At 63.7% G+C, this 21,926-nt stretch carries 19 protein-coding genes and 2 tRNA genes; 9 read left to right on the plus strand and 12 right to left on the minus strand.

Annotated elements, in window-relative coordinates:
* Nucleotides 1–142: 142 nt before the first annotated feature.
* From RMO51_RS21865 to mutS, 5 genes are all read right to left on the minus strand, one after another.
* The gene (locus RMO51_RS21865) at nt 143–1,462 is read right to left on the minus strand and encodes a site-specific integrase (RefSeq protein ID WP_310398116.1); all 1,320 of its coding nucleotides are present in this window, start codon (nt 1,460–1,462) and stop codon (nt 143–145) included.
* Between the two features lie 153 nt (nt 1,463–1,615).
* Nucleotides 1,616–1,698: transfer RNA gene (locus tag RMO51_RS21870), tRNA-Leu, on the minus strand.
* A complete protein-coding gene (locus tag RMO51_RS21875; RefSeq protein WP_310398117.1) occupies nt 1,699–2,232 on the minus strand; it encodes an HNH endonuclease signature motif containing protein in 534 nt (177 codons plus the stop codon).
* A gap of 8 nt (nt 2,233–2,240) precedes the next feature.
* Nucleotides 2,241–2,313: transfer RNA gene (locus tag RMO51_RS21880), tRNA-Gly, on the minus strand.
* A 130-nt stretch (nt 2,314–2,443) separates the two neighbouring features.
* Entirely contained in the window at nt 2,444–5,134 is a 2,691-nt protein-coding gene (gene mutS / locus RMO51_RS21885) for a DNA mismatch repair protein MutS (RefSeq protein ID WP_310398133.1), read from the minus strand.
* 251 nt (nt 5,135–5,385) lie between these two features.
* On the opposite strand from mutS, the gene RMO51_RS21890 reads away from it, so the two are divergent.
* The 3 genes from RMO51_RS21890 (at nt 5,386) to RMO51_RS21900 (ending at nt 9,280) form a co-directional block, all read left to right on the plus strand.
* A complete protein-coding gene (locus tag RMO51_RS21890) occupies nt 5,386–5,925 on the plus strand; it encodes an RNA methyltransferase (RefSeq protein WP_310398118.1) in 540 nt (179 codons plus the stop codon).
* Nucleotides 5,926–6,096: 171 nt separating this feature from the next.
* The gene (locus RMO51_RS21895) at nt 6,097–8,808 is read left to right on the plus strand and encodes a M36 family metallopeptidase (protein WP_310398134.1); all 2,712 of its coding nucleotides are present in this window, start codon (nt 6,097–6,099) and stop codon (nt 8,806–8,808) included.
* Between the two features lie 73 nt (nt 8,809–8,881).
* A complete protein-coding gene (locus tag RMO51_RS21900; protein WP_310398119.1) occupies nt 8,882–9,280 on the plus strand; it encodes a hypothetical protein in 399 nt (132 codons plus the stop codon).
* Between the two features lie 180 nt (nt 9,281–9,460).
* Here the strand turns inward: RMO51_RS21900 and RMO51_RS21905 are convergent, their stop codons facing one another.
* Both RMO51_RS21905 and RMO51_RS21910 read right to left on the minus strand, forming a co-directional pair.
* Nucleotides 9,461–10,234 (minus strand): TerC family protein, encoded by a 774-nt coding sequence (locus tag RMO51_RS21905; protein WP_310398120.1) that lies wholly within the window; start codon nt 10,232–10,234, stop codon nt 9,461–9,463.
* Between the two features lie 91 nt (nt 10,235–10,325).
* On the minus strand, nt 10,326–10,817 hold the full coding sequence (locus RMO51_RS21910; protein ID WP_310398121.1) for a YajQ family cyclic di-GMP-binding protein: 492 nt from the start codon (nt 10,815–10,817) through the stop codon (nt 10,326–10,328).
* Nucleotides 10,818–10,920: 103 nt separating this feature from the next.
* Here RMO51_RS21910 and RMO51_RS21915 point away from each other — a divergent pair, with 103 nt between their 5' ends.
* Complete coding sequence (locus RMO51_RS21915; RefSeq protein ID WP_310398122.1) at nt 10,921–11,385, plus strand: GNAT family N-acetyltransferase; 465 nt, start codon at nt 10,921–10,923, stop codon at nt 11,383–11,385.
* A gap of 136 nt (nt 11,386–11,521) precedes the next feature.
* Here RMO51_RS21915 and RMO51_RS21920 read toward each other — a convergent pair whose 3' ends face one another.
* Nucleotides 11,522–11,827, minus strand: coding sequence for a DUF962 domain-containing protein (locus RMO51_RS21920; protein WP_310398123.1), 306 nt, complete (start codon nt 11,825–11,827; stop codon nt 11,522–11,524).
* A gap of 122 nt (nt 11,828–11,949) precedes the next feature.
* Between RMO51_RS21920 and RMO51_RS21925 the strand changes: the two genes are divergently transcribed.
* A complete protein-coding gene (locus RMO51_RS21925; RefSeq protein WP_310398124.1) occupies nt 11,950–12,447 on the plus strand; it encodes a PaaI family thioesterase in 498 nt (165 codons plus the stop codon).
* Nucleotides 12,448–12,553: 106 nt separating this feature from the next.
* Here RMO51_RS21925 and RMO51_RS21930 read toward each other — a convergent pair whose 3' ends face one another.
* Together RMO51_RS21930 and RMO51_RS21935 are read right to left on the minus strand one after the other, a co-directional pair.
* A complete protein-coding gene (locus tag RMO51_RS21930; protein WP_310398125.1) occupies nt 12,554–13,555 on the minus strand; it encodes an NYN domain-containing protein in 1,002 nt (333 codons plus the stop codon).
* Between the two features lie 382 nt (nt 13,556–13,937).
* Nucleotides 13,938–14,675 carry a metal-dependent hydrolase gene (locus RMO51_RS21935; RefSeq protein WP_310398126.1) on the minus strand — a complete coding sequence of 246 codons (738 nt, stop codon included), beginning with the start codon at nt 14,673–14,675 and terminating at the stop codon, nt 13,938–13,940.
* A gap of 216 nt (nt 14,676–14,891) precedes the next feature.
* Here RMO51_RS21935 and mfd point away from each other — a divergent pair, with 216 nt between their 5' ends.
* From mfd to RMO51_RS21955, 4 genes are all read left to right on the plus strand, one after another.
* The gene (mfd, locus tag RMO51_RS21940; protein WP_310398127.1) at nt 14,892–18,305 is read left to right on the plus strand and encodes a transcription-repair coupling factor; all 3,414 of its coding nucleotides are present in this window, start codon (nt 14,892–14,894) and stop codon (nt 18,303–18,305) included.
* Between the two features lie 92 nt (nt 18,306–18,397).
* Entirely contained in the window at nt 18,398–18,730 is a 333-nt protein-coding gene (locus RMO51_RS21945; protein WP_310398128.1) for a hypothetical protein, read from the plus strand.
* A 107-nt stretch (nt 18,731–18,837) separates the two neighbouring features.
* Nucleotides 18,838–19,524 carry a DUF6624 domain-containing protein gene (locus tag RMO51_RS21950; RefSeq protein ID WP_310398129.1) on the plus strand — a complete coding sequence of 229 codons (687 nt, stop codon included), beginning with the start codon at nt 18,838–18,840 and terminating at the stop codon, nt 19,522–19,524.
* A 7-nt stretch (nt 19,525–19,531) separates the two neighbouring features.
* The gene (locus RMO51_RS21955; RefSeq protein ID WP_310398130.1) at nt 19,532–19,999 is read left to right on the plus strand and encodes a GNAT family N-acetyltransferase; all 468 of its coding nucleotides are present in this window, start codon (nt 19,532–19,534) and stop codon (nt 19,997–19,999) included.
* Nucleotides 20,000–20,168: 169 nt separating this feature from the next.
* On the opposite strand, the gene RMO51_RS21960 is transcribed toward RMO51_RS21955, so the two are convergent.
* On the minus strand, nt 20,169–20,861 hold the full coding sequence (locus RMO51_RS21960) for a DsbA family oxidoreductase (protein WP_310398131.1): 693 nt from the start codon (nt 20,859–20,861) through the stop codon (nt 20,169–20,171).
* A 205-nt stretch (nt 20,862–21,066) separates the two neighbouring features.
* Nucleotides 21,067–21,513 (minus strand): DUF2141 domain-containing protein, encoded by a 447-nt coding sequence (locus RMO51_RS21965; protein ID WP_310398132.1) that lies wholly within the window; start codon nt 21,511–21,513, stop codon nt 21,067–21,069.
* Nucleotides 21,514–21,926: the final 413 nt, after the last annotated feature.

Genomic DNA, 21,926 nt, shown 5'->3' on the forward strand with positions numbered 1-21,926 from the left:
GCAAGTGGCCCGACTCCACCAGGCGCACAACTTCCAGCCGGACGGCCATTGAATAAATCTCATATTTCTGGCGCTCCTTGCGCGGCCGATTCTCGTTCATGGAATTCAGAACTAGTGTACAGCTCTGGACGGACGAGACACGCTATGCTCGTGCGGCCGAGGGCTCCACCGCGCAAATCTGGCTGGCCCGCATCCCGACGTTCTCAGCAGCCGCGTCCTTATTCTCCCAGATGCGCCGCATGGTCTGGTGCTGCAGGTCCTCCACCACCTTGGCGTAAATCAGCGTGGTTTGAATCTTGGCGTGGCCCATCACCTTCTGCAGCACTTCCACCGGCATCCCGCGCAGCAGGCTTTGCGTGGCGAAGGTGTGGCGGGCCGTGTGCGAGGTCAGCAGCTCGTATTTCGGCACTGACTTTTTCACCACTTCCCCCGCTATGCGCTCTGTCACCACCACCGGCGCGGTCAGCCCGGCATACTTTCCTACCTGTTTCAGGTGCCGGTTCATCACCTGGTTGGCCAGCACCGGCAGCAGCCGGGCCCGCTCCCCGTCCCCGGCGTACCGGTCGATGATGGTCCCGGCCGCTTCCGTCAGGTAGATGCTCACGCCGGTGCGCGTTTTGGTTTGCACCAGCCGCAGCACCCTCGCCCCGTCCCATTCGTGCAGGTTGCCCGGCTGCAGCGCCCACACGTCGGAGTAGCGCAGCCCAGTGTAGCAGCAGAACAGCAGCACGTCCCGTACCCGCGTCAGATGGGTCGGCAGCATGGCTGTGGTCAGTGCCGCCAGGTCCTCGGCCGACAACCACATTTTCAGCACGTCCGCGTGCTTCCCTTGCAGCTTGCGCAGCTCCACCGGCACCGACATACCCCGTTCTTCCCGGCACCACCGCAGAAACACTTTCAGCCCGCGCACAAACGAGGCAATGGTGTTCTGCGCCAGGTTGCGGTCAAAGCGCAGGTAATGTAGCACCCGGTCATGCGTCGCCAAGTCGTAGGTCGTCGGGTCCAGCAGCTCGCCCCGGTCCCGCTCGTAGTTGCTCAGCCAACTGCACAGCATCTTGCGCTGCCGCAGCGTGTGGTTGGCGTAGCCGCGGGCCCGCAGTGCCTCCCGGTGCTCCGTATTCAGCACTGTGATGGATTGCTTCTGCACCACCTCCACTACTGGCGCGGCTACCGGCCGCAGTGCGGCTTTCAGCCCTGCTATCGTGGGCGTCCGGTCGGCGGCGCGCTCCTTGCGCCACCACTCGCTGACCTGCTTAGCCCGCAGTTCCAAGAAGTCGTTGGCCTCTTCGGCTCCCGTAAACGTGCCCCGGAACCGCTGCCGGTTGGCATTCCACTCCGAGGGCTTGCACTTCTCGCCAGTAGCACATTTGAGGCGCAACCCATCGAAGTAGGCCACTAGTTGGACGGGGCATCGCCCGGCCTTATTCATCAGGTCGGTGCGAAGAATGAATTGGGTAGTCATAAAAAAACGAGGGGCGTAATGAGGGGCGCGACTCGCGTCGCACATCCCACGTGAAGCGTCGTTCCTACCGATTGGCCCGAACGCAAAAAACCCGGAAAACCGCTTCTGCGACGCGAGAAGCTGTTTTCCGGGTCTTCCGGGTTTAGACTATAGTACCAGAGACGGGACTCGAACCCGTACGTCCGTGAAGACAAGGGATTTTAAGTCCCTCGTGGCTACCATTACACCACTCTGGCTCAAAGCTTTATGATATTCTTGCCGCGGTAATTACTTGTCTGTGCATGGCAGTTGGGGCAAAGTAACTGCAAGTTTTCAATTCGGTGGTCATTGCTTACGCCATTCAAATGGTGTAGCTCCAAGGGAATAGGACGTCCGCGCCACTCGCTGAGCAGGCAGCCTTCGCATTCATACTTCTTCCAGCCTTCCTTCAGCAGCCTTCCTCGCAATCCATGCGTGAAGGTATAAGGCGAATTGGCTACCAATATTTCCGCCATCGCGGCTTTGCGGCCGAAGCTGCGATAGCGGGCTCCCACGTTCCAGCCAGCACCCGTGAAATGACTGGCGTCCAGCCCCAGCTTCAGTATCCGGTTGTGCACCGTTTTGTAGTTGCCGCCGGCCGGCACCAGCCCGATGCGGCCCAGCACCTGCCGTACCGACAGGCTCTCGGCCACCGCCTGCCGGAACTCGTCGTCGGTACTCCGGCATTTGCGGGCGGCAGCCATGGCAGGGGCATCAAACAAAAAACGCTGCCCGAAGACAGCGTTTTGCACTTATTTAGAGCGGGAGACGAGGTTCGAACTCGCGACCTCGACCTTGGCAAGGTCGCGCTCTACCAACTGAGCTACTCTCGCGGGAGGTTCATTGCCCCTTTCGGGGCGCTGAATGGTTCGACAAAGGTAAGGAGCTTTTCAGGCCGGGCAAGCGGTGAGGGTGGAAATATGTGCTGTCGGGGTGTTTTGGCTTCATTATCAGGCTGAAAATTTACGATTTTCCCAACGTCAGCTTTAGCTCGTTGAGCTTCATCAACGCTTCAATCGGGGTCAGCGTGTTCACGTCGAGGTGCTGGAGCAACTCGCGGATGCGCTCCAGGGCCGGGTCCGAGGGCTCAAAGATGCTGAGCTGGGCGCGGGGCGCCGTGGCCACGGCCGTGGTGGCGCGGGGCTTGGGGTGGTGAGGTGACGGGGTGATGGGGTGATGAGGGCCAGTCGCGGCTTCCGCAGGCACTTCGAGGCCGGCCAGCACTTCGTCGAAGGCGGTTTCGGTGTGCTCGTCGGGGGCAGTGCTGGTGCGCTCCACTTCGAGGTGGTGCATGATTTCGTTGGCCCGCAGCACCACCGAGGTGGGCATGCCGGCCAGCCGCGCCACGTGGATGCCGAAGCTGTGCTCGGAGCCGCCCACCTGCAGCTTGCGCAGGAACAAGATGCGGCCATCGGCTTCCTTCACGGCCACGTTGTAGTTGCGCACCCGGGGGCAGTCGTCGGCCAGCTGGTTGAGCTCGTGGTAGTGAGTGGCAAACAAGGTTTTGGCCCGGGCCCGGGGGTTGTTGTGCAGGTGCTCCACAATGGCCCAGGCGATACTGATGCCGTCGTAGGTGCTGGTGCCGCGGCCAATTTCGTCCATCAGCACGAGGCTTCTATCCGAAAGATTATTCAGGATGCTGGCCGTTTCGGTCATCTCCACCATGAAGGTGCTTTCGCCCTTGCTCAGGTTGTCGGAGGCGCCCACGCGGGTGAAAATCTTGTCGATGATGCCCACGGTGGCCGCTTCGGCGGGCACGAAGGAGCCAATCTGGGCCAGCAACACGATGAGGGCCGTCTGCCGCAGCAGGGCCGATTTGCCGGCCATGTTTGGGCCGGTGATGACCACAATCTGCTGCTCGTCCTGGTTGAGGCAGATGTCGTTCGGGATGTAGCTTTCGCCCGGCGGCAGCTGCCGCTCGATGACCGGGTGGCGGCCGGCGCGGATGTCAAGCACGGGGCCGTCGTTCACGTCGGGCATCACGTAGCGCTGCTGCCGGGCCGTGAGCGCGAAGCTGGCCAGGCAGTCCATCACCCCAATGGCGCGGGCGTTCTGCTGAATCTGGGGCACGAAGTCCAGCGCGGCCAGCACCAAATCGTTGTAGATGCGCTGCTCAATGGCAAAGAGCTTTTCCTCGGCGTTGAGGATTTTCTCCTCGTAGGTTTTCAGCTCCTCGGTCACGTAGCGCTCGGCGTTCACCAGCGTCTGCTTGCGAATCCAGGCGGCCGGCACCTTGTCTTTGTGGGCGTTGGTGACTTCGAGGTAGTAGCCAAATACCTTGTTGTAGGCCACGCGCAGCGACGAGATGCCGGTGTTGCGCTGCTCGCGCTGCTGCAATTGCAGCAGGTAGTCTTTGCCCGAGAAGGCCAGGGCGCGCAGCTCGTCCAGCTCGGGGTCGATGCCGTTGTTCAGCACGCCGCCCTGGTTGGTGAGCAGGGGCGCGTCGGGCTTGATTTTGGCCAGGATTTCCTGGCGCAGGGCGGCGCAGGGGTTGAGCTGGTCGGCCAGCTTCACCAGGGCCTTCACGCCGGAGGCGGCCAGGCACTCGCGCATGGGCGCCACGGCTTCGAGGGCGCGGGCCAGCTGCAGCAACTCGCGGGGGTTCACGCGGCGCACGGCCACCTTGGAAATCAGGCGCTCCAGGTCGTTGATTTGGCGCAGGTGCTGGGTGAGGTCGGCCAGCAATTCCTCGTCGGCCACCAGCGCGGCCACGGTGTCGAGCCGGCGCTGAATCTGGCTGACTTCCTTCAGCGGCAGCACCACCCATTTGCGCAGCAGGCGCGCGCCCATGGGGGTCAGGGTCTGGTCGAGCACGTCGATGAGGGGTACGCCGCCGGGGTGCTGGGCGTGCACCAGTTCCAGGTTGCGCACCGTGAAACGGTCGAGCCACACGTACTTGTCCTCCTCCAGCCGGCCCAGGGCGGCCACGTGGCCCAGCTCGGCGTGCTTGGTTTCGGCCAGGTAGTGCAGAATGCAGCCGGCGGCCACGATGCCCTCCTTCAACGTGTCCACGCCAAAGCCCTTGAGCGAGGTGGTGCGGAAGTGGCGGGTGAGGGTGTCGTGGGCGTAGTCGTTGCCGAAAACCCACTCGTCCAGCGCGTAGGTGCAGTAGTCCGGGCCGAAATGCTGCTCGAACTCGGCCCGGCTCTTCTTGCAGAACAGGATTTCGGCGGGGCTGAAGTTCTGCAGCAGCTTGCCCAGGTAATCCAGCGTGCCCTGGGCCACCAGGAACTCGCCGGTGCTGATGTCGAGGAAAGAAATACCGGCTTCGGCCTTGCCGAAGTGAATGGCGGCGAGGTAATTGTTCGAGCGGCGCTCCAGCACGTTGTCGTGCATGCTCACGCCGGGCGTCACCAGCTCGGTGATGCCGCGCTTGACGAGGCCCTTGGCCAGTTTGGGGTCTTCGAGCTGGTCGCAGATGGCCACGCGCTGCCCGGCGCGCACCAGCTTGGGCAGGTAGTTGTCGAGGGCGTGGTGGGGGAAGCCGGCCAGCGGAATTTCGTTGGGCGTGCCGCCCCCGCGCTTGGTGAGCGTAATGTCGAGGATGCGGGCGGCCGTCACGGCGTCCTCGCCGAAGGTCTCGTAGAAGTCGCCCACCCGGAACAGGAGCACCGCGCCGGGGTGCTGCTGCTTGAGCAGGTAGTACTGCTTCATCAGGGGCGTGTCGACGGGCGAGCCGGGGGTGATGTGGTCGGGCCCGACGGATTTGATAACGAATTCTTTCTTGGGTGCAGACAAAGCAAAGGAGCGCGAACTTCGTAGTCCGCGGCCGGCAAAGGTTAGTAATTAAAAACGACGGGGAAGCTGCCGGTTGTACTGGCCGCCCCACTGCGCTGACGGGCCGTACCGGCGCTTTTCTCTTCCTCCAACCCGCAACGCGAACCACAAAGTTCGCGCTCCTTTCCATGCGCAAACTCACGATGCCCGAGCTCAACCGCCTGCCGGTGGACGACTTCAAAAGTACACCCAAAAGCCCGGTGGTTTTGGTGCTCGACAACGTGCGCAGCATGCACAACGTGGGCGCCATCTTCCGCACCGCCGACGCGTTTGCGCTGGAACGCATCTGGCTCTGCGGCATCACGCCGCGCCCGCCGCACCGCGAAATCACCAAGACGGCGCTGGGCAGCGAGGAATCCATGGCCTGGGAATACGCGGCCGAAACGGTTACCGCCGTGGCCGCCCTCCGGCAGGCCGGCTACCAGGTGGTGGCCGTGGAGCAAACCACCAGCAGCGTGGCCCTGCCGCAGTTTCAGCCGGCCGCCGGCCGGCCGCTGGCCCTGGTGCTGGGCAACGAAGTATTCGGCGTGGACGATGTCGTGCTGGCCCTGTGCGACGTGGCCGTGGAAATCCCGCAGTTCGGCACCAAGCACTCGCTCAACGTGGGCGTGGCCGCGGGCGTGGTGCTCTGGGACGCGCTGACCAAGCTCCGGGTGTGGGCGGCGTGAGCCGCGGCACTGCCTTTTTAACAAAACGACGCGCTATACTTTGATATTTTTTTAACGAATTGCGCTATTTCCTGCGGCAACGCTGTGATGGTTATTAACCCCGCGTTAACTTTGGTCGCGGCCAATGCGCCGCACTTCACACTTTTCTTCCTTACACCCCTTCCGCTTTTGATGACAATCTTTTCCACTTCTATTCGGGGCCGGGCGGCCCTGCTGGCAACCGCGCTGCTGGCCGTGGGCAGTAGCCTGCCGAACACGGCCCGCGCGCAGGCCAGCAACAGAGCCAGCACGCCAGCTCCGGCGGCCGTGCAGGCCGGGCTGCGCCAGTTCGCCCAGCGGGCCAGCCGCGAGAGCGGCCTGCGCGACGCCGACGTCCTGAATCCGCTCGTGACAAGTCAGTACACCGACGCCCACAACGGGGTGACGCACCTCTACCTGCGCCAGCGCCATCAGGGCGTGGAGGTGATGGGCGCCGTGGCCGACGTGCACCTCGACCGCGCCGGCCGCCTCGTAGGGGAGCACCAGAACTTCGTGGCCGACTTGGCCGGCAAGCTGCGGACGGTGCCGACGGCGCCCAGCCTGGCGCCGGTGCAGGCCGTGGCCGCCGCCGCCCGGGCCGTGGGAGCCCCCGCGCCCCGCAACCTGCGGGTGCTGCGCGAAGGCGCCCCCGCCGCGGGCCTGCTGCTGAGCAACGGCGGCATGTCGCGGGTCGACATTCCGGTCAAGCTCGTGTACCAGCCGCTGGCCGATGGCGCCCTGCGCCTGGCCTGGGACGTGACTTTCTTCCCCACCCGCAGCGCCCACTATTGGAACGTGCGCGTAGACGCCCAGACCGGCCAGTTGCTCGACCAGACCGACTACATCATCTCGGAGCCGACCCCGCTGGCGCTGGCCGCCGCGCCCACGGCCGCCAGCGCCGCCCGGCCCAACGCTCCGGCGCCGGTGGCCGGCACCGCCGCCCGCTCGGGCGTGCCCAATAGCTACCACGTGTGGCCCATCACCATCGAAAGCCCCAGCCACGGCGCCCGCCAGGTGGTGACCAACGCGACCAACGCCGCGCCCGTCACCCCGAACATTGGCGCACCTTCGCCCTTCGGCTGGCACGACACCAACGGCCAGACCGGCCCCGAAAGCACCCTGACGCGCGGCAACAACGTGGCCGCTTACGACGACCGCGCCGACCGCGACACCAGCGACCTGAGCTTCTCGCCCGACGGCGGGCCCACGCTCGACTTCGACTTTCCCTACTCGGCCACGGGCACTTCGATAGACAACCGGAGCGCGGCCATCACCAACCTGTTCTACTGGAACAACCTGGTGCACGACGTGATGTACCGCAAGGGCTTCCACGAGTTTGGCGGCAACTTTCAGGTGAACAACTACGACCGCGGCGGCGCGGCGCAGGACGCGGTGCAGGCCGAAGCCCAGGACGGCTCAGGCCTGAACAACGCCAACTTCGGCACGCCGCCCGATGGGAGCTCGCCTTACATGCAGATGTACTTGTGGAGCGGCGGCCGGCCGCTGACCGTGACGGCGCCCGCCGCCATTGCGGGCCAGTACAACGGCAGCGAAGCGGGCTGGGCCGCCAATCTGGAGCTCATCGGTCCCCTCACGGCGGAAGTGGTGGCAGTGGCCGATACCGCCGGCAACCTGCTAAAAGGCTGTGTTCCGTACCCCACCCGGCTGTCGGTGCAGGGCAAAATTGTGCTGGTGAAGCGCGGCACGTGCACCTTCAAGGCCAAGGCCCTGCAGGCCCAACTGGCCGGCGCGGCCATGCTCATCATTGCCGACACGGCCGCGGCAACGGCGCCCATCGCGCCCGGCAACGATGCCACCATCACCACCGCCATCACCATTCCGGTGCTGACCGTGACGCAGGCCACCGGCAACATCCTGCGCACCGCCACCGGGCCGGTCACCATCACGGCCGCGGCCGTGCGCCGCGACGGCGACTTCGACAACGGCATCATCGCCCACGAGTACGGCCACGGCATCAGCAACCGCCTCACCGGCGGACCGGCCAACGCCGCCTGCCTGCGCAACCGCGAGCAGATGGGCGAGGGCTGGAGCGACTTCTTCGGCCTCTGGCTCACCACCAAGCCCACCGACGTGGGCACCACGCCCCGCGGCATCGGCACATTTGCAACGTTCCAGCCCACCACCGGCGGCGGCATTCGCACCCGGCCCTACACCACCAACTTCGCGGTCAATGAACTGACTTACGCCAACTTGGGCGTGGCGCCCTACACCGCCGTGCACGCTGTCGGCACCATCTGGTGCTCCACGCTATGGGATTTGAACTGGGCGCTGATTAACCGCTACGCCTACAACCCGGACCTGTACGCGGCCACCGGCGGCAACAACATCTGCCTGCAGCTGGTGCTCGACGGCTGCAAGCTCCAGCCCTGCAGCCCGGGCTTCCTCGACGGCCGTAACGCCATCCTCAAGGCCGACTCGCTCAACAACAAAGGGGCTAATGCAGCGCTCATCTGGCAGGTATTTGCCCGTCGGGGCATGGGCTTCAGCGCCAAGCAGGGCTCGTCGGACCTGCTCACCGACCAGGTCGCGGCCTTCGACCTGCCCTCCACCCTGCTGGCCAACGCCCGCGCCCTGAGCCGCGAAGCCCAGCTCGAAACCTACCCCAACCCGGCCACTGACCAACTCACGGTGCGCGCTCAAATCGGCCGCCCCACCGCCATACTCTCGTTGGAATTGGTGGACTTGCTGGGCCGCTCCGTGCTGCGCCAGGAGGTGCTGGCCGCCCGCTTGCACAAGGAAGGCGTCGCCTTCAACACCGCAGGCCTCACGCCCGGCGTGTACGTCCTGCGCCTGCGCACGCCCGACGGCGCTACCGTGAGCCGGCAGGTATCGGTGCAGCACTAACACTTTTGCTGTAGCAACAAAAAGCCCCGGCCGCCATTGGCCGGGGCTTTTTGTTTGTTGTTATTTGCGACCTATGCTTCCTGCCCCGTATTCCCGCCCCGATGCGGCCCTGTTGGCCCTGCGCCCCGCCGTGGCGGCCGCCCCCGCCGATGCCGACACCGTCGGCGCTTTTCTGCACGCCACGCTGCGCCCGGTGCTCAAGCAGCAGAACGACCTGCTGCTGGCGGCCGTGGCCGATTTCGTGCGCGACCACCACATCGTGCTGGTCCCGACCGACCAGCACCACCAATTGGCCGAGCTGCTGGCCCGCAACACCAAGCTGCGCTACACCGTGGTGGGCCTGGTAACCGGCCTCTTCACGTCGGCCGAATACGCCTTCTACCGCCAGCACCGCCCCGAGCTGAACCGCCGCCTGCTGGAGCTGGCCCGGCAGCGGGTGCTGGACCAGGCCGACACGGTGGTTGCGCTGTAGCGGTTTCCAGGTTGCTGTACGGGGCGTAGAGACGCATACTTGCGTCTCGTCGTTGTTTCGACCACGCTGCTGTCACGTCCAATGACGAGACGCAAGTATGCGTCTCCACCTCACGCGGTACACAGTTTTTGAAACCTCTTTAAGCAGTCGATTGCATCGGCGGGTTGCTGAACACGGCCCCTAGTCGTACTGCGAGTCGCGCAGCTTCACCGGCTTGCTCTTGCTCTTTTTGCGCAGGCGCAGGTTCAGCATTTCCACTATCAGCGAGAAGGCCATGGCGAAGTAGAGGTAGCCTTTTTCGATTTCCTTGTGGGCGGCTTCCATCACCAGCATGAAGCCAATCATGATGAGAAAAGACAACGCCAGCATCTTGATGGTGGGGTTTTTGTTCACAAAATTGGCTACCGTCCCGCTGAAGGCCAGCATGATGCCCATGGCGCAAATCACGGCCGCAATCATCACCAGCACGTTGTCGACCAGGCCCACGGCCGTCAGAATGGAGTCGAAGCTGAACACGATGTCGATGACAATGATTTGGGCAATCACGGCCAGCATCGTGGCCTGGCCGCCGCCAGTGCCCTCCTCGTCTTCCTCGCCCTGCAGCTTGGTGTGGATTTCGGTGGTGCTCTTGTACATCAGGAACAAGCCCCCGCCCAGCAGAATCAGGTCGCGCCCGCTCACGGCGAAATTGCTCACCAGCGGCGGTAGGTTGATGGTGAACAGCGCGGCCCGCAGGCTCACAATCCAGGAAATACTCAGCAGCAGGCCGATGCGGAACAGCAGGGCCAGCAGCAGCCCGATGGTGCGCCCGCGGGCCTGCGACTCCTTGGCCAGCCGGTTGACGACGATGGAAATAAAAATGATGTTATCGATGCCCAACACGATTTCCATAAACGTGAGGGTGACCAAGCTTATCCAGGTAGCGGCGTGGGTGAAGGCTCCGAAATCGTACACTGTGTGGAATGAAGAATGAGGAATGAAGAATGAGGAATTGTCGCCTGGGAATTCTTCATTCCTCATTCTTCATTCCTCATTGGGCGCAGCGTCAGCTTTTCATGTTCACGAATTGCAGGGGCAGGCCGATGTCGGCCCGGCGCAGCACGGCGATGGCGGCCTGCAAGTCGTCAATTTTTTTGGCCGTGACGCGCACCTGGTCGTCCTGCATCTGGGCTTCCACCTTCACCTTGGCGTCTTTGATGGCCTTGATGATTTTGCGGCCGAAGTCTTTGTCGACGCCGGCGCGCACCTTGATGGTCTTCTTAATCAGGTTGCCGCTGGGCTGCTCCTCGGCCGAGAAGTCGAGGCTGGTGCCGTCGATGCCCTGCTTCACCACGCGGCCCAGCAAGATGTCTTCCAGGGCCTTCACCCGCATGGAATTCTCCGAGGAAAGCAGAATGGTGTTTTCCTTCTTGTTGAGCTCGATGCCGCCCTTGGTGTCGCGCAGGTCGTAGCGGGTCTGCAATTCTTTTTGGGCCGTATTCACCGCGTTTTCCAGGGTTTGCGGGTCTACTTTGCTCACGATGTCGAAGGATGCCATGGCGAAAGGGGAGTAATTTTGAAATATACCGGCCACGGCCGGGGCGCAAAGGTAACGTGCCGCACCGGCCGTGGTTGCGCCGCCCACGCCCGCCGTCCCGCCCATGCCCAGTCCTGCCCAAGTTCCGCCGCCCCGCACGCCCGCCGAGTGGGCCGCCTACTACCAGCTGCGCTACGCCGTGCTGCGCCAGCCCTGGCAGCAGCCCCCCGGCTCAGAGCGCTGTCCGGCCGACGACGAGCCCACCACCGTGCACGCCCTGCTGCTGGCCGAAGAAGGCCCTAATGAGGCCCCCGTGGCCCTGGCCGTGGGCATGTTGCAGCGGACCGACGCCCACCGGGGCCAAATCCGCTTCATGGCCGTGGCCCCGCACGCGGCCGGCACGGGCCTGGGCCGCCGGGTGCTGGAGCACCTCGAAGCGCAAGCCCGGGCCGCCGGCCTGGCCGAAATCCTGCTGCATGCCCGCGAATCGGCGGTGGGGTTTTACACGCGTCTGGGCTACGCGGTGGTGGGGCCCTCGCACACGCTGTTTGGCGTGATACCGCATTTCCTGATGCGCAAGCAGCTTTAGAAGCCGGATGAGCTAGCCGTCTTTGGCGGCAGCACGGGGTAGCGACGCATCCTAGCGCCTCCCGGTGCAGTGAGTCGTTCAACGACGGGGTGCCAGGATGCGTCCCGACCCCATTTTAGCTACCTCAAGCCGCTGCTCAGAATTTTTCGCGCCCGCGCCACAGGTCGGCGTAGAGCCGGAAGTCGCCCAGCAGCGAAAACCACGGGTGCTGGAACGTGGCCGGCCGGTTGTGCTCCACGAAGAAATGGCCCACCCAGGCCAGGCCGTAGGCCGCCACGATGCCCGTCCCCAGCCACCCCCATCGCCCGGTGACGACCAGCATCGCGAAGCAAATCAGAAACAGCGTGGTGCCCACAAAATGCAGCACCCGCGTCCCGCGCCGGCTGTGCTCGCGCAAATAGCGCGGATAGAACTCGGCGAACGTAAGCGGCAACGCAGACATGGCAACGGCGAAAAAACGGTGAAGCGCGGACCCGACCCGGACTTTGGCGAGCCCGCCCGGCGCAAATGAAACAAATTTTCCCCAACCTTGCTATCCCAAACGCCCGTATTCCCCACCCCGCCGTGTCCGACGCCTCCACCCCTTCCACTTCCCGCCCGGCTCTCGGGCTTGCCGCCATGGTGGCCGCCTACAACCACATGAACCACTACGGCCGCGCCAACGGCATGGCCCTCGCCGTGCCCGCGCCCGGGCAGGCCGAGTACCGCATGACCGTCCGCGACGAGCACCTCTCCTCCCCCAACACCTGCCACGGCGGCGTGCTCGCCGGCCTGATGGACGCCGCTCTGGGCGCCGCGGCGCTTTCGCTGGCTTTTACCAGCCTGGAATTCGTCTCGACGGTGGAGTTCAAGATGAACTACCTGCACGCCGTGCACCTGCACGACGTGCTGGTGGCCAAAGGCGTGGTGGACCACGCCGGCAACAAGCTGGTGGTGAGCAGTTGCGTAATTTACCGGGTAGCAGAGGGCCAGGCGGACGTGGCCGTGGCCCGCGGCCTGGGCACGTTCAACCGCTACCCGGCCACCAAGCGGGACTTTGCCAAGCTCGTAATGCAGCAATAGTTAAGGTAAAAGTTGAGAGTTAAAAGTTAAAAAAGCCCGCCCGGATTACCAGACGGGCTTTTTTAACTTTTAACTCTCAACTTTTAACTCTCAACTTTTAACTTCCTTACAGCTCCGCGGTGGTGGCGTGCTCGCTCACGGCTTCGTACTCGTCTTCGCCCTCGCCCAGCTGCGGGGCTGTCACTTTGCGCACGTTGCGGGCGCAGTCCTCGTCGCGGTGGTTGCGGCCGACGGTGAACTCCACCCAGTCGCCCTCGCGCAGGTCGTTGAAGTCGCCTTCGGTGAGGTCGGCGTAGCTGAAGAACAGGTTGTTGGGCGGCATCACCACGAAGCCAAAGCCGTTTTTCAGGTTCTTGATGGTGCTCATGCCCAGCGTGCCCACGGGGCCGGCGGCGGTGGGGCCGGTGGGCCGGGCCAGCTTGGGCGCCGAGGCCGTGCTGGGCGCGAAAGCGGCCGGCTCGGACTGGTTCACGAACAGGGCTTCCACCACTTCGTCCTGCTGCTGCAGGCCGCGGTCAATCACGTCGTGCATGGCCACCGGGTAGGTCACTTGCTCCAGCAGTTGCTGCGAGGCGCGCGTAACGCGGGTTTCGCCCTTGAAGTCTTCGTACTTGAAGTCCCAGTTGAGCAGCATCACGCGGGTGCCCACGGTGTTGAGCTTGCGGATGAGGGGCACGTAGTCGCTGTCGCCGGCGATGAGCACCACCACGTCGAGGGTTTTGTGCAGGGCCAGCTCCAGCGCTTCGAGCGAGAGCCACACGTCGATGCCTTTTTCCTGCAAGCGGCCGTCGCGGGTTTTCAGGGCCATGTAGTGCGTCTGCACGCCCAGGTTCATCAGAATGTCATCGAGGAGGCGGTCGTGAAACAGGCGGTCCTTGTCGCGGGCTTCGGTGGCGGACAGGCGTCCTCGGAAAAAATGGGCGTCGGTTATCTGCGCCAGTCGCACGTCGACGTCTTCTTCCTCGGCCACTTGGTGGCGGATGTATTCGTGCAGGCCCTCCAGGCTGATACGGGCTTTCCGCTCGTGCTGGAAATAGTAATAGTCGCTGATTTTTAGGAAATAGTTGCCGTCATAGAAGACACCAACCCGAATCAAGGGGCTGTTCATCTGGTTCATGGTTATGGGGTTAAGTAAAGTTAGGAAAGTGTTAAGGTGTGCGGCGGAATGGGGATGGGGTAGAATTGCCCGGCGGGGGCGACGCGCTTGCGCCACCGCTTGTGCCTGGCAGGTAGGTATAGCGTTATTGCAGTGGGAGGCCTTGCCTTGTGAGTAGCGGGCCTCGCACGGAATTCTGGTTAACTGGCTCTAAGAAGGAATGCCGGGGGGCCGTGCGGATTGAAAACGCTTAACAATAACACGAATCAATACAAACACTGCCTTAACGCATTGGCATATCTGCTGCGAAGCTAATGGTCTTAGCTGACTTATGCAACAGGTGGGCCCGCCAAAATGGCGCCGCTTCCGGCCCCGGCGGGCGGGCGGTGGGCCGCTAGAACTCCATGCGGCCCACCACCAGGCCCAGCACCAGCAGCCCGTAGCCCGCGCAAATGGCCACTTCGAGCACATTGCCGGTGGCCGAGCCGGTGCGAATGAGCGGAATCTTAAACGATGAATCAAGCGGCAAAAACCACCTGACCCCGGCCTTGGTGAGCGTATCGGCGATGAGGTGAGACAGGTAGCCGCCGCCCGCGAAAAGCGCCACCCCGTGCCAGCCCAGGTCCTTATCGGCCAGGTGGCCGATGTAGGTCCAGAGGGCGGTGGCCCAGAGCGTGTGCGTCCAGGAGCGGTGGGAGGTGAAGGGCGCCAGCGCCACGAACGTGCCCAGCAGGCTCAGCCACAGCTGCTCGGAATAGAGGCCCGCCACCACCGTGCCCAGGCCGGTGAAAAGCAGCGCCAGCCGCCGCGCCGACCCGCCCTGCATGCCCACCCCGATGAGGCCAAGGGCCAGCGCCGCCGTGTAGCAGAGCCGCTGCTCGGCGCCCGGCCGCAGCTGCAGGTAGGCGTAGGCGCCCAGGGCCAGCGCCCCGGCGGCAAAGGCCCAGCGCACGTAGTGCTGACTGAAGCCCAGGCGCTTGCTTAGCCGACTGTCGGGGTGGTCGAGGTCGGGTGCCAGGCTGGAAAAGCCGGCCAGGGCAATGCCGGGCAGCGAAAACGGGATGCCCGGCACCAGCCCCGCAATGGCCACGCCGGTAATCAGGCCGATGGCCAGGTGGGAGGAGCCGCGCATTCGTAGTTGTTAGTTGCTTGTTATCAGTTGTTAGACTGTTCTGAAAGCAGGTATCCGACCTAACAACTGACAACAAGCAACTAACAACTATAACCACGAAGCTACGGGCCGCCCCGGAAACCTTACCGCCCGCTCTGCTGTATCGTAAGCCGTTGCCCGACCGGAATTTCTCCCGGCCGGGCTACTGTATTTGTCCCTCGCAAGCCCGAATTTCCTGTGCAAGTAGCTGATTTTTTACGCCTTTACCGGCTTTCGCCGGAGCTGCAAACCCTGGCCGCGCGCCTGCGCGGGGCGGCCAAGCCCGACCCCGGCCGCGTGCGCCTGCACCTGCGCGGGCTAGTGGGCAGCCAGGACGCGGTGGTGGCGGCCGCCGTGGCCCACGCCCAGCACCCGCACGTGTTCATTTTGCACGACAAGGACGAGGCGGCGTACTTCCTGTCCGACTTGCAGCACCTGCTGCCCGAGGGACCCGAGGTGCTGCTGTTCCCAAGCTCCTACAAGCGGCCCTACCAGTTCGACGAAACGGAGAATGCCAACGTGCTGATGCGGGCTGAGGCGCTGAACCGCCTGAACACGACCCGCGCGGCCACGACCGGAAACAGCGTGTTTGTCGTCACGTACCCCGAAGCATTGACGGAAAAGGTAATTAACCGCCAGAGCCTGGTTAAGAATACGTTCAATGCGAAAGTGGGCGACAAGCTGGACGTCAATTTCCTGGGTGAGTTGTTGGGCGAATACGACTTTGAGAAGACGGATTTTGTGTACGAGGCGGGCCAGTACGCCGTGCGCGGCGGCATTGTGGACGTGTTCAGCTACGCGAATGAGCTGCCGTTTCGGTTGGAGTTATTTGGCAACGAGATAGAGAGCATTCGCACGTTCAACCCGGAGACGCAACTGTCGGTGGAGCCGCGGCCCAGCATCAGCATCATCCCGAACGTGCAAACCAAGATGCTGACCGAAACGCGGGAAGCCTTCTTTGATTTTCTGCCCCGCACGGCCTGCATTTGGGCCAAAGACGTGCGGCAGACGCTGGACGTCGTGGCGGACTTGTTCGAGAAAGCCGAGGCCAACTTCCAGCGGATGCTGAGCGAGGCCGGCGGCATGCAAATCGTGAGCAAGCCGGGCGACTTGTTTGAATCGGGCCGGAATTTCAAGAAGCTGCTCGATGAGTTTGCGGTGGTGGAGTTCGGCAAGCGGTTTCACTTCAAGAACGCCGACACCTTTCAGTTCACGGCCAAGCCGCAGCCGAGTTTCAACAAGGAGTTCGAGCGGATGGTGAAGAACCTGAAGGAAAACCAGGTACGCGGGTTTACTTCGATAATTACCGCCGACACCGTACGCCAGGCCGACCGGCTGCGGACCATATTTGACGAACTGGACAACAATGTGCAGTTTCAGCATCTGCTGCTGGCGCTGCGCGAGGGCTACCTGGACGAGGACCTGGGCCTGGCCGTGTACACCGACCACCAGCTATTCGAGCGCTACTACCGGGCGCAGGAAACGCGCAAATTCTCCAAGAAGAAAGCCCTGACGCTGCGCGAACTGAAAACGCTGCAGCCGGGCGACTACGTGACGCACCAGGACTACGGCATTGCGCGCTTCGCCGGGCTGACGCAGGTGGAGATTAATGGGCAGATTCAGGAAGCTATTCGGCTCGTTTATCGGGACGACGACTTGCTCACCGTCAGCATCCACTCGCTGCACAAGATTGCCAAGTACAGCGGGGCCGAGGGCACGCCGCCGACGATGAGCAAGCTGGGCTCGCCGGAGTGGGAGAACAAGAAAAAGTCGGTCAAGAAGAAGGTCAAGGACATTGCGGCCGACCTCATTCGGCTGTACGCCAAGCGCAAGACGGCACCGGGGTTCGCCTTCGCCGCCGATGACTTCATGCAGGCCGAGCTGGAATCGAGCTTCATCTACGAGGACACGCCCGACCAGGCCAAGGCCACCGAGGACGTGAAGCAGGACATGCAGCAGCCCCACCCCATGGACCGCCTGATTTGCGGCGACGTGGGGTTTGGCAAGACGGAAATTGCCATCCGGGCCGCGTTCAAGGCGGTGGCCAATGGCAAGCAGGCGGCCGTGCTCGTGCCCACCACCATCCTGGCCATGCAGCACTACAAGACCTTCCGCGACCGGCTGGCCACGCTGCCCGTGACGGTGGAATACATCAACCGCTTCAAATCGACCAAGCAGATTAAGGAGACTTTGCAGCGCGTGGCGGAGGGCAAAACCGACATTCTCATCGGCACGCACCGGCTCACGAACAAGGACATCAAGTTCAAGGACCTGGGCCTGCTCATTATTGACGAGGAGCAGAAGTTCGGCGTCAAGACCAAGGACAAGCTCAAGGAGCTGAAGGTGAACGTGGACACGCTCACGCTCTCGGCCACGCCCATTCCGCGCACGCTGCACTTCTCGCTGATGGGCGCCCGCGACCTGAGCGTGATTGCCACGCCGCCGCCCAACCGGCAGCCGGTGAGCACGGAGCTGCACGTGTACGACGAGATTCTGATTCGCGACGCGGTGGCGCGGGAGTTGAAGCGCGGCGGGCAGGTGTTTTTCGTGCACAACCGCGTGAAGGACATCGAGGAAATGGCCGGCACGATTCTGCGCCTGGTGCCCGACGCCAGAATCACTTACGCCCACGGGCAGATGGACGGCGAACTGCTGGAAAAGCGCATGATGAAGTTCGTGGAGGGCGAGTACGACGTGCTGGTTTCGACGAACATCATCGAAAGCGGCCTCGATATTCCCAACGCCAACACCATCATCATCAACCGCGCCCACCTGGCCGGCCTGAGCGACCTGCACCAGATGCGCGGCCGCGTGGGCCGCTCCAACCGCAAGGCCTACTGCTACCTGCTCACGCCGCCGGTGGCGCAGCTGCCCGCCGACGCCCGCAAGCGCCTGAGCACGCTGGAGGAGTTTTCGGACCTGGGCGCGGGCTTCAACGTGGCCATGCGCGACCTCGACATTCGCGGGGCGGGCAACCTGCTGGGCGGCGAGCAGTCGGGCTTCATCAACGACCTGGGCTACGAAACCTACCACCAGATTCTGGACGAGGCCGTGACGGAGCTGAAGGAAACCGAGTTCCGGGAGCTGTTTTTGGGCGACTCGAACCAGCGCTTGCAGCTGGCCGCCGGCGCGGGCCGCAGCCACGAGTGCAACGTGGAAACCGACCAGCAGGTCCTCATCCCGGAGCGGTACGTGAGCAACGTGTCGGAGCGCCTGCAGCTCTACGCCAAGCTCGACCGCGCCCAGCAGCCGGAGGAATTGCGCAAGCTGCTCGGCAGCATGGTGGACCGGTTCGGGCCGCTGCCGCCCGAGGTGGAGCAGCTGGCCGACATCGTGCGGCTGCGCTGGCAGGCCTGCGCGGTGGGCTTCGCCAAAATCACGCTCAAGCGCGACACGCTGAAGGGCTTTTTGCCGGCCGGCGAGGAGCACCAGGCGTATTTCCAGGGCGAGCAGTTCGGCACTATCCTCAACTACGTGCAGACGCACGCCCGCACGGCCAGCCTGAAGGAGAAGAAGGAGCAGCTCATCGTCACGTTTGAGGAAGTGCGCTCCATTCAGCAGGCCAAGCGGGTGCTGGCCGAGCTGGGCAGCGAGGAGGCGGTGGCGGCGTAAGCGGAACGGTGGCTTTTTTATTGGCGGTGGCCGGGACAATGTGCCGCCCGCCCTGTTAGTCACCTTACACATTCCTTCTTCCGGTTATCCCAATGAAAAAGCTCCTTCTCCTGGCCGCCCTGGCCGCTGGCATCACCACCGCTTCGGCGCAGCCCGGCTCGGGGGCCGCCGCCAGCCGCGCCGGCGCCAACACCAAAAAAAGCTCGGCGCCCTCCGCTACCACCGTGGCGCCCAACTACTCCACCGAAAGCGCCGGCAAAGACAGCGGGCCCCAGAAGGTGAACACCGCGCCGGCCACGGGCGCCACCCGGGCGTCGCGCTCCAGCTCCGGCCCCAAAACAGCCGGCCAGCGCAAGCCCACCGGCAGCGGCAACATCGAGTCGATGTCGAAAAACAACTCCTCGCCAGCGAACCCGAAGAAGTAATCCGCCCGCGCCGGGCGTTTGGCCGAGCCGGGCCCGTCGCCGCCGCGACGGGCCCGGCTTTTTCGTGGCCGTGCCGTTATTTGCCCGCGCTCACCTTACCACCGCGCATGAAATTCGTTCTGGCCCTGCTCCTGCTGCTTTTGGTCCGGCCCGCCCCGGCCCAAACCCGCTTCAACGCGGGCCTGAAGCGGGAGCTGGACAGCATTTACGCGGTGGACCAGCGCTGGCGGGCCCTGCTGTTCAGCCCGCGCGTCAGCCGCCGGCCCGACTCGCTGGCCGCCGCCCTGGGCGTGACGAAAGCGGCGCTGGCCACCTACCTCACCCGCCGGATGCTGCAAACCGACTCGACCAATCTGCTGCGGGTGCGGGCCATCATCCAGCAGTACGGCTACCCCGGCCGGGCGCTGGTGGGCGCCCCCACCAACGAAGCCACCTGGGCCGTCATCCAGCACTCGCCGGACATTGAACGCTACTTGCCCGTCATCAAAACCGCCGCCAAGCGGGGCGAATTGCCGTTTTTCCTCTACGCCCAGATGCTGGACCGCCAGCTCATGCGCGCCGGCAAAGAGCAACTGTACGGCACGCAGGGCATGGGCTACAGCGTCGCCAACCCCGCCACCGGCCGGCGCGAGCCCCAGCCACCGTTCATCTGGCCCATCCAGGACGCCGCGGGCGTAAACGCGCGCCGCCAGGAGGCCGGCTTTCCCGACACGGTGGAGCAGAACGCCGCCCGCCTGGGCATCCCCTACCGCGTGCTCACGCTGCCCGACGTGGCCCGCATGCCCAAAGAGTAACCGCCGCATGACCCTCCACTGGACCCTCAAGCCCTTCGCCGAGCTGACCCTGACCGAGCTGTACGAGCTGCTGCGCCTGCGCGTGGAAGTGTTTATCGTGGAGCAAAACTGCCCCTTCCAGGACCTGGACCGGCAGGACGACCAGGCGTACCACCTGTTGGGCCACACCGAAGCCGGCGACCTGGCCGCCTACGCCCGCCTGTTCGACGCGGGCCGGAGCTACGAGCAGGTGGCCATTGGCCGGGTGATTGTGGCGCCCGCGCAGCGGCGGCACGGCCTGGGGCAGGAGCTCATGCGCCAAGCCATTGCCCAATGCGACGTGCTGTTCGGTCCCCAGCCCATCAAAATTGGCGCGCAGCAGTACCTGGAAAGATTTTACCAGGGCTTCGGCTTTACGCGGTGCGGCGAGGGGTACTTGGAGGACGGCATCCCGCACATTCCCATGCTGCTGAACGCTGCGCTTAATGAGGAATGAGCAAAAACAACGTCATGCTTCATCTGGCGTACGCTTGCCGAAGCATCTCGCGTGGGGTGGTAACTCAATTAATGCAACGATGTAAGCGAGATGTCTCGGCAAGCTCGACATGACGTTCTTTTTGCTCATTGCAAATTCTTCATTCCTCATTCTTCATTAAGCGCCGCGTTCAGTCGCAGCCCTCGGGCCCGCAGGCGGCGCCGTCGGCTACCACGGTGAGCGCGGGCTTGAACTCGTCCCATACCTTTTCCAGGACTTCGGCGAACAGCTCGGTGGGCTGGGCGCCCGACACGGCGTACTTGTCCTCGAACACGAAGAAGGGCACGCCGCGCACGTTGATTTGCCGGGCCTGGTACTCGTCGTGGCGCACGGCTTCGGCGTAGGTGCCGGCGGTGAGGGCGGCGCGGGCCTCGGCGGCATCGAGGCCCACTTCAGCGGCCAGCTTCGCCAAGGTGTCGGGGTCGCCCACGTTCTGGCCTTCGGTGTAGTAGGCGGCCAGCAGGCGCTCCTTGGTGGCGTCTTGCCGGCCGTGGTGGGCCCCGAAGTGGATGAGCTGATGGGCCAGAAAAGTGTTGGCGGGAATGGCGCGCCCGAAGTCGTAGTGCAGGCCCACTTCGTGGGCGGCGGCGGTCACGTAGTCGCTCATTTTGCGGCTTTCCTCCACCGAAATTCCTTTGTTCTTGGCCAGCGACTCGTAGCTGCTCTCGCCGGGCACGGGCCGCAGTTCGGGGTTTAGCTCGAAGCTGCGCCAGGTTACCTCCACCGCGTCGCGGTGGGCAAACTGGGCCAGGGCGTATTCGAACTTGCGCTTGCCGATGTAGCAGAACGGGCACACCACGTCGGACCAGATTTCAACTTTCATACCGATGCGTTTTTGAAGCTTTGGAAGGAGCTAGAAGAAACTGACGCGGCGAAAAGTTTCGGGAAGCAAGTTGACACGGACTGTCACACTGCGCCCGGCTGTCCTGCTCATCTGGTGCCCGCTTGCGCAGCACCTTATCCTCGCCGAACGAGCCGCTTTGCCGGGATGCGTTTCGGCGGCCTCCCATTCTAATGCAAGCAGCTTCTCAGTCTTTCAGCACGATGCTCACGACCTTGCCGGGGCCGTCCACCATGAACTTGCATTCGTTGAAGTCGGGCGCGGCGAGGGTGGGGCGCACGTTGTTCGAAAACGCGTAGGGCTCGGTGGGAATGCCGACGAAGTTCTTGTCAATTTTGTCGTTGTTGTTCAAATCCTGGGTGATGGCCACGGCCCACTCGCCGGTGGGCAGGTCCACGGGCAGCGAAAACTCGCTCTTGCCCGCCGGCTTCACCGCTTTGGAAAACGCCCACTTGCCACTCTTGAGAAAGCCGTCGCGAGTGTTGTAGAAGTACAGCTTCACGGTGGAAGTGGTAGACACCAGCGACGAAACCACCACCGTTACCGCCTGGGTTTCGGTGGGCCGGGGCGCCGACGCGGCGGACCCCAACAGGCAACTACCGCCCAGCAGCGTAACAATCGGAAGCGTGGTCATAAGCAAAACGGGAGATGGTGGAAGTACGGGGCCAACACCCTGCCTTACGGAAAGAGTTCGGCAACAGCTGGTTTTGGCCGGCGCCGCGCCGCAAGACCATCACGGAAAGCCCGCCAACTGGCCCGCTACGAAACCAAAGCCGCCCTGTTCGCCGCCTACCAGTCGGCCCGCAGGCCCAACGCCACCGCCGCCCGCACCGCTAAAGCCGCCGTCAAGCCCGCCTAAATAACTCAAGTTGCGGACTACAGAAGGGTAGCCCCCATGGGGCGGCACGTTGGTAGTCAACCCGTTCTAAACCCGTTTTTCCAGCCCCGGCGGGGCGACACTCGGCCGACGAATGTCGCCCCGCCGGGGCTTTAGCGCCTGAGTGGAGGCATCTTGCTACCGACATGTCGCCCCGCAGGGGCTACGTT

This window comes from Hymenobacter sp. (assembly GCF_031398885.1).
In the GTDB taxonomy this organism is placed as follows: domain Bacteria; phylum Bacteroidota; class Bacteroidia; order Cytophagales; family Hymenobacteraceae; genus Hymenobacter.

What these genes read in the sequence shown, in the direction of transcription:
- RMO51_RS21865 (WP_310398116.1), bottom strand. Translation starts at nt 1,462, where the DNA reads ATGACTACCCAATTCATTCTTCGCACCGACCTGATGAATAAGGCCGGG.
- mutS (WP_310398133.1), bottom strand. Translation starts at nt 5,134, where the DNA reads ATGAAGCAGTACTACCTGCTCAAGCAGCAGCACCCCGGCGCGGTGCTC.
- RMO51_RS21890 (WP_310398118.1), top strand. Translation starts at nt 5,386, where the DNA reads ATGCGCAAACTCACGATGCCCGAGCTCAACCGCCTGCCGGTGGACGAC.
- RMO51_RS21895 (WP_310398134.1), top strand. Translation starts at nt 6,097, where the DNA reads ATGACAATCTTTTCCACTTCTATTCGGGGCCGGGCGGCCCTGCTGGCA.
- RMO51_RS21900 (WP_310398119.1), top strand. Translation starts at nt 8,882, where the DNA reads ATGCTTCCTGCCCCGTATTCCCGCCCCGATGCGGCCCTGTTGGCCCTG.
- RMO51_RS21910 (WP_310398121.1), bottom strand. Translation starts at nt 10,817, where the DNA reads ATGGCATCCTTCGACATCGTGAGCAAAGTAGACCCGCAAACCCTGGAA.
- RMO51_RS21915 (WP_310398122.1), top strand. Translation starts at nt 10,921, where the DNA reads ATGCCCAGTCCTGCCCAAGTTCCGCCGCCCCGCACGCCCGCCGAGTGG.
- RMO51_RS21920 (WP_310398123.1), bottom strand. Translation starts at nt 11,827, where the DNA reads ATGTCTGCGTTGCCGCTTACGTTCGCCGAGTTCTATCCGCGCTATTTG.
- RMO51_RS21930 (WP_310398125.1), bottom strand. Translation starts at nt 13,555, where the DNA reads ATGAACAGCCCCTTGATTCGGGTTGGTGTCTTCTATGACGGCAACTAT.
- RMO51_RS21935 (WP_310398126.1), bottom strand. Translation starts at nt 14,675, where the DNA reads ATGCGCGGCTCCTCCCACCTGGCCATCGGCCTGATTACCGGCGTGGCC.
- RMO51_RS21945 (WP_310398128.1), top strand. Translation starts at nt 18,398, where the DNA reads ATGAAAAAGCTCCTTCTCCTGGCCGCCCTGGCCGCTGGCATCACCACC.
- RMO51_RS21950 (WP_310398129.1), top strand. Translation starts at nt 18,838, where the DNA reads ATGAAATTCGTTCTGGCCCTGCTCCTGCTGCTTTTGGTCCGGCCCGCC.
- RMO51_RS21955 (WP_310398130.1), top strand. Translation starts at nt 19,532, where the DNA reads ATGACCCTCCACTGGACCCTCAAGCCCTTCGCCGAGCTGACCCTGACC.
- RMO51_RS21960 (WP_310398131.1), bottom strand. Translation starts at nt 20,861, where the DNA reads ATGAAAGTTGAAATCTGGTCCGACGTGGTGTGCCCGTTCTGCTACATC.
- RMO51_RS21965 (WP_310398132.1), bottom strand. Translation starts at nt 21,513, where the DNA reads ATGACCACGCTTCCGATTGTTACGCTGCTGGGCGGTAGTTGCCTGTTG.